The organism is Candidatus Zymogenus saltonus (genome assembly GCA_016929395.1).
Lineage (GTDB): Bacteria > Desulfobacterota > Zymogenia > Zymogenales > Zymogenaceae > Zymogenus > Zymogenus saltonus.
On record JAFGIX010000055.1, the window covers coordinates 43,052 to 49,092 of the forward strand.

The window sequence follows — 6,041 nt, forward strand, 5'->3', positions numbered from 1 at the left end:
TTAGATCCTCCTTGCCGCCCTCAGCTTTGCGCTCCTGGCCCTCCGGTTCTCCCTCACCTCGTCCTGAGTCGGTGTTACAGGTTTCTTCGTCAAAATAGTCAACAACGGCTCTTTCAACCGCCCCTCCGGCTCAACCCCCAATTCATACCTACCTCCTGCGCCCCCTTTTTCCGAGAACTTCCTGAAGGCGTTCTTGACTATCCTGTCCTCCAGCGAGTGAAACGAGACTATTACAATTACCCCCCCCTCCTTTAACAGTGTCATCGCCGCAGGCAAAAACTCCTCGAGGTTTCTGAGCTCCTCGTTCACGTAAATCCTCAGCGCCATGAAGACTCTCGTCGCCGGGTGTATCTTTTTCCACCCCTTGGACCCTCCCGCCACACCCCTCACCACTATCCTCGAAAGCTCAAGTGCGTCACCGATCTCCCCCCTCCCCCTCGCGTTTACGATCGCCCTGGCCACGCTTCTCGCCCTCCTCTCCTCGCCGAGCTCCCTGAATATCCTCTCGAGCTCCCGCTGGGGGAAGCGGTTGACCACCTCTTTTGCGTTTAATCCCACGTTTGTGTCGTATCTCATGTCGAGGGGGCCTCCGCCCTCGATCGAGAATCCTCTCTCCGCACAAGAGAGCTGGTGTGACCCGAGCCCCAGGTCAAGGAGGATCCCATCCACCTTCGATACTCCCTCCGCGACCAAAATGTCGACTATGTCTTTATAGTTTCCGTGCCTGACTATCGCCCTCTCACCCCAGGGAGAGAGCCTTTCCGCGGCCGTCTTAACGGCCTCGGAATCGAGGTCGACGCCGATGACGCGGCCGCCCGGCGCCGAGGCCTCGAGAATCGCCCAGGCGTGGCCCCCCTCCCCCACCGTTCCATCGAAGTAGACGCCGCCGTCAGACGGTCTCAAATACTCGATTACCTCCCTTGCCATTACGGGTTTATGTCGAGCTTCTTCCTCCATAAGGGTCAATGTCCAAGGCTAAATCCCGAGATCTTCACCGATCTCCCCGAACCTCTCCGTTGTATCCTTCATCCCCTCATCCCACCTCTTCTTGTTCCAGAACTCGATCCTGTTTATCATCCCGGCCAGGATCACCTCCTTGTCGAGCTCCGCGTGGGTTCTCAGGTACTGCGGAATGAGAATCCTCCCCTGCTTGTCCACGGGGCACTCCACCGCGGAAGATATGAAAAACCTCTGAAAGGCGATGACGTTCTTGTTGTGCTGGGGGAGAACCGCCATCTTCCTCTCGACCTTCATCCACTCCTCTTCCGGATAGCCCACGAGACAATTCTCGTGGCGGGTGACGATCAGCTTTTCGTCGTAGTTCTCCCTCAGCAGATCCCTGAACTTCGAGGGTATGCTCAACCGCCCTTTCTGGTCTATGGTATGCTCGTAGTTGCCCCGAAACATCTCGTGTAAATCCCTCCCTGACCCTCAGACACTTAAGATTAACGACCTCCTCCCCCGGCTTTTCGCAATTTGAGCCGGCACAACGAAAGTCGGAGGCAGAGAGACCTCTCCCGTCGCTATCCCGGGAACCTCGATTCTCCCCATTCCCACATTTCCCCACCCTCCTCCCCGCCCGACTCCCCCCAACCGACTAAACCCGATCCACCCGTCTCCACTGACCCCACATGAAGCCGATTTACCTATTTATTAATGGCCCCATCCTCCCCTTTCTGCCATTCTATGCCACTTTATCCCACCCTCTTGTAAACTATAGACTTGTTTGGGGGCTGTGTCAAGAAAAATGTATTTTTTTACTGTATTTTTTAATATTTGCGCCTTTAATTAGAGGATTTTCTCTCATTTTTTGCCCATTTATGGCCGCTTTCATTTAAAAAGGCGCCTCGGCGCTTTCTCAAAGAGACAGGTATGAAATTCCTTCGAGATATGTTCATCAAGGACACTGAGTGCAAAAACGGTATGGAAATGTCTTTCGGGCTATGGAAAACGTTTTCTTACTTTTCACCTTTCAGAATAATTACAGTCCACAGCTAAAAAACTGTCACTCCCTTAAACCGGCGACCATGATCACAAACGAGATTAATAAGAACCTCCGCTTTTCGCTTAAATATGGAGTAACCGCATCGACCAACGATGATTAAAAATCCTTTGACGATACCGGGTTGTTTTGATATACTGTTAACAATACAATATCTTAGACAAGCGGATAAGATACAAACAATAAACGGAGCGCCAGGAGGTAAAAGCCCAATGCAAAAATATATAAGAAAGTGTGTCATATCGATCCCGCTGACCTTGATCCTCTTTTCGATTCTGATCTTCACGGTCTCTTGTTCCACCATCAAGACGGCAAAACCGGTTTCAGGGGAAATCACCTCATTGCCCAGCGATCTCACCTCTTCGGAGGCGATATCCGAATACTACTTTATAGCGGCCCAGGTCTCGGCCTGGAACGGTGACATACCAAGGGCGATAAAGGAATACAAGAAGGCCATAGAATACAACCCCAAGAGCGCAGATTTACATTACGGGCTCGCAAGGCTCTACATGACCAACGGCGAGCCGGCCATGGCGCTCATAGAAGCGGAGATGGCGCTGATCCTTTCGCCCGATGATATCGAGATAATAAAGCTCCTTTCCGAGATATACGCGAGCCAGGGGAACGTCGAAAAGGCGGCGGAGGGATACGATAAGATCATAGAGCTTAATCCGAAGGACAAGGATAACTACTTGAAGCTGTCCATCATCTATGTGGAAGCCAAGCAATTCGATAAAGGGATAGATGTTCTCAAGAGATACCTGAAGATAGACCCTAAATCTCCCGACATCTACTTTTACATCGGAAAGATCGAGATTTACAGAAATAATTACGACCAGGCCGAAGACTACTTTATAAAGGTGCTGAAATACGATCCCGAATATGAGTCCGCCATAGCCGCCCTGGGCCTGCTCTACGAAGACAGGGGAGATTACGAGAGCGCCGCCAAGAAATACATAAGCATTTTAAAGAAGTATCCCGGCAACAACCTGCTTAGAAACAGGCTCGCCAAGATATACATCCTGTTGAACCGTCTTGAAGATGCGGTCGCCGAGTTCAAGAAGATGGAGCTCTACGGGTCCGAAAAGGACGAGATAGGAACCAAGATGGGCCTTATCTATTTTGAAATAGAGAAATACAAGGAAGCCATCGACGAGTTCGAGCCGGTCCTTACAAACGACCCCACGAATGACAAAGTACAATACTACCTGGCGATATGTTTAACCAAAATAGAGGAGAACGACAGAGCCCTTGAGGAATTCAGGAAGATCCCGGAAACATCCGAGTACTTCTCCAACTCCGCGTTTCAGATAGCCTATATCCTTCAGGACAAAGGGGATTACGACGGGGCGATAAAGGAGATAAACCGCGCCCTGAAATTGGAGCCGGAAAACGCAAATCTTTATCACATCCTCTCCAATTTGTACTTGAACAAGAAGGAATACGCAAAGTCGATCAAATCCATCGAGAAGTCAGTAAATCTCGACCCTGAATCCATAAACCACCTTTTCTATTACGGAGCCGTCCTGGAGCGCTCCGGGAATCAGAAGAAATCGATTGATGTAATGAAGAAGGTGATAGAGAGAGACCCGGAGAATGCCGACGCCCTGAACTATCTCGGGTATACGTACGCCGATATGGGTATAAACCTGGACGAGGCCGAAATGCTGATCATAAAGGCCCTGACTCTGGAGCCGGACGACGGTTATATTGTGGACAGTCTGGGATGGGTCTATTATAAAAAGGGAAGGTATGCAGACGCCCTGAGAGAGATAAAGCGCGCCCTCACCCTGTCCCCCGACGACCCGATGATAAACGAGCACCTCGGCGATGTCAAGTATCGACTGGGAATGAACGACGACGAGGTCCTCTCCATCTATCAGAAGTCTCTCGAAATGGACCTGAAGAGCTACCTGGATCACCAGATAGAGACATTGAAGAAGAAGATAGAATATCTAAAAGAGGGAAAGAAGATAGATGACCTTATTTAAAGGTGCAGAGGGAGTCGTCTTCTTGAGGAGAGGTTTGAGGGCGGCCCCTGCTGTTGTCATTTCCGTTTCGATCATGCTTGTCCTGCTGTCCTGCGCAACATCAAAGCCCAAAAAGGCGAACAAGACGAGGCTCGATATCCCCCTGGTGCCGGTAAACAGCACAGGAGAACTTTTCAGCAAGGTCAAGGAGACAAACGGCGTCTTGGAGTCAATCCGGGGGGTGGCGGAAATCTCCGTTTTATCTAAAAGCGAAAAGTACAGGATTACCGAGATCATCCTCGCAAAGAGGCCAGGTTACTTGAGGCTCGAAAGTCTCGGCCCCGTGGGACAGACCGTACTCTTCCTGGCGACTGACAATAAGAAAATCTACATATATTCCCCTCTCGAGAACCGGTTCTATTTCGGGCTCGCCTCAAAAAAAAACCTTTCCATGATAGTCCCGCTCCCCTTCAAATCCGCCGACATAGTGGAGATCGTTCAGGGAAAGATGGACCACTCCAAATACTTCCCGTCGAAGATGACCCTTGACCTCGAAAAGGAGGAATATACGCTGACCGTCATGCCGGAAGACCCCACCCGCGGCATGGCATATCTTACCGTGGACGCCAGGACATTCTTCGTAACCGGGATGAAGCTCTACGACAGATACAACAACCTCATTATCGACGGAACATTCTCCGATTTCAGAAAGATCGATAACCACGTATTTCCAATGAACCTGAAATACAGGGTGCCGAGCGATTTGGTCTTCGTCGAAATCGAGATAGAATACCAGGATGTAAAGCTGAACGCCTTTATCGAGGAGTCCCGTTTTTCCATGACACCGCCCCACGGTGTGCAGGAGATAGATGTGGACAAGACGATCATCAACTTCGACAGGACGCCTGTAGAATAACTATTTTGGAGGAAAAAGTGAGAATAAAAACCCATAAATACACATACCTTGGTAAAAAGAAAAGCGCAGTAATAGTCGCCCTTATCGCGGCCGTCGTCTTCTTCTGTCTGCCGGCAACCTCTTCCGCCTTTCAGAGCCTTGAAGATTGCCTGACGTGGGGAGATAACCTCTACGAGGCAAAGGACTATCTCGGCGCCGCGGAGTATTACGATCGGGGTCTCAAGATCGTAACCGATAACCACCCCAAAGAAGATATACTGATAGGCCAGATTCAGATGCGTATAGGGCAGTGTTATCTCCATGTCTCGAACTTCAATGAGGCGTTGATCCATTTCTCCGAAGCGCTGAAGAGGGGAAAGAACGCAAAGGCGGCCGAGCCGGACAAGGCAAAAATAGTAATCCTTATGTCCTATAACGCCATGCTCGATATATACGACAGCATCGGCCTCGAAAAACAGATGCTCGAGGTCACGGACGAGTTCATCATCTTTATTAAAGAATACCAGAAGGACCCCCTGCCGGAGAAACAAATCTCGAAATCGGACGTGAACAACTTTCTGGCGTATTGCTACGCCCAGAAGGGGGAAAACCTCGACGAGGCCCTGAAGCTCATCGACGAGGCCCTGAAGGAAAAACCGGAAAACTACGCAATGATGGACACAAAGGGCTGGATATTGCATAAGATGGGCGAGAACAAAAAAGCTTTGAAGCTTTTGAAAAAGGCCCTGGAAATGTGCGAAAAGAAAGGTGAAAGGTGCACGGTGATAGAGCGTCACGTCAAGGAGGTCGAAAAGGCCGACTCGGGCGGGTAGACTCTCTTCCCCTTCCGTCTCCGCCGATTGGGATTTATGGGGGAAACTCGATCGCAGCCGCAAGCGGAGAGCGGTTTTTTCAACGGATGCCGGGGTCGTTAATATCAATACAAAATCCCAGTCCGTCATTCCCTTGGGAAATGGGAATCCAGCATATGTCATCCCCTTGGGAAACGGGAATCCAACAAATATCATCCCTTTGGGAAACGGAATCCAAAATATGTCATTCCCGTGAAAACGGGAATCCAGATCAATATCTTTCTGGATTCCCAATCAAGTTGGGAATGACAGAATAAGACTCCCGGTCAAGTTGGGAATGACAGAATAAGACTCCCGGTCGA

General features: G+C 50.1%; 5 protein-coding genes. 3 read left to right on the top strand and 2 right to left on the bottom strand.

The features are described from left to right. Together rsmH and mraZ are read right to left on the bottom strand one after the other, a co-directional pair. Complete coding sequence (gene rsmH / locus JW984_11440) at nucleotides 1-957, bottom strand: 16S rRNA (cytosine(1402)-N(4))-methyltransferase RsmH (GenBank protein ID MBN1573799.1); 957 nt, start codon at nucleotides 955-957, stop codon at nucleotides 1-3. Between the two features lie 18 nt (nucleotides 958-975). Continuing rightward, nucleotides 976-1,407, bottom strand: a complete 432-nt coding sequence (gene mraZ / locus JW984_11445) for a division/cell wall cluster transcriptional repressor MraZ (protein ID MBN1573800.1) — start codon at nucleotides 1,405-1,407, stop codon at nucleotides 976-978. An 807-nt stretch (nucleotides 1,408-2,214) separates the two neighbouring features. On the opposite strand from mraZ, the gene JW984_11450 reads away from it, so the two are divergent. The 3 genes from JW984_11450 to JW984_11460 are packed head-to-tail and all read left to right on the top strand — an operon-like array spanning nucleotide 2,215 to nucleotide 5,700. Further along, on the top strand, nucleotides 2,215-3,993 hold the full coding sequence (locus tag JW984_11450) for a tetratricopeptide repeat protein (GenBank protein MBN1573801.1): 1,779 nt from the start codon (nucleotides 2,215-2,217) through the stop codon (nucleotides 3,991-3,993). Beyond that, nucleotides 3,980-4,888, top strand: a complete 909-nt coding sequence (locus JW984_11455) for a DUF4292 domain-containing protein (GenBank protein MBN1573802.1) — start codon at nucleotides 3,980-3,982, stop codon at nucleotides 4,886-4,888. The genes JW984_11450 and JW984_11455 overlap by 14 nt, the downstream gene beginning before the upstream one ends. 17 nt (nucleotides 4,889-4,905) lie before the next feature. Further along, nucleotides 4,906-5,700, top strand: a complete 795-nt coding sequence (locus JW984_11460; protein ID MBN1573803.1) for a tetratricopeptide repeat protein — start codon at nucleotides 4,906-4,908, stop codon at nucleotides 5,698-5,700. Nucleotides 5,701-6,041: the final 341 nt, after the last annotated feature.

What these genes read in the sequence shown, in the direction of transcription:
- mraZ (MBN1573800.1), bottom strand. Translation starts at nt 1,407, where the DNA reads ATGTTTCGGGGCAACTACGAGCATACCATAGACCAGAAAGGGCGGTTG.
- rsmH (MBN1573799.1), bottom strand. Translation starts at nt 957, where the DNA reads ATGGAGGAAGAAGCTCGACATAAACCCGTAATGGCAAGGGAGGTAATC.
- JW984_11450 (MBN1573801.1), top strand. Translation starts at nt 2,215, where the DNA reads ATGCAAAAATATATAAGAAAGTGTGTCATATCGATCCCGCTGACCTTG.
- JW984_11455 (MBN1573802.1), top strand. Translation starts at nt 3,980, where the DNA reads ATGACCTTATTTAAAGGTGCAGAGGGAGTCGTCTTCTTGAGGAGAGGT.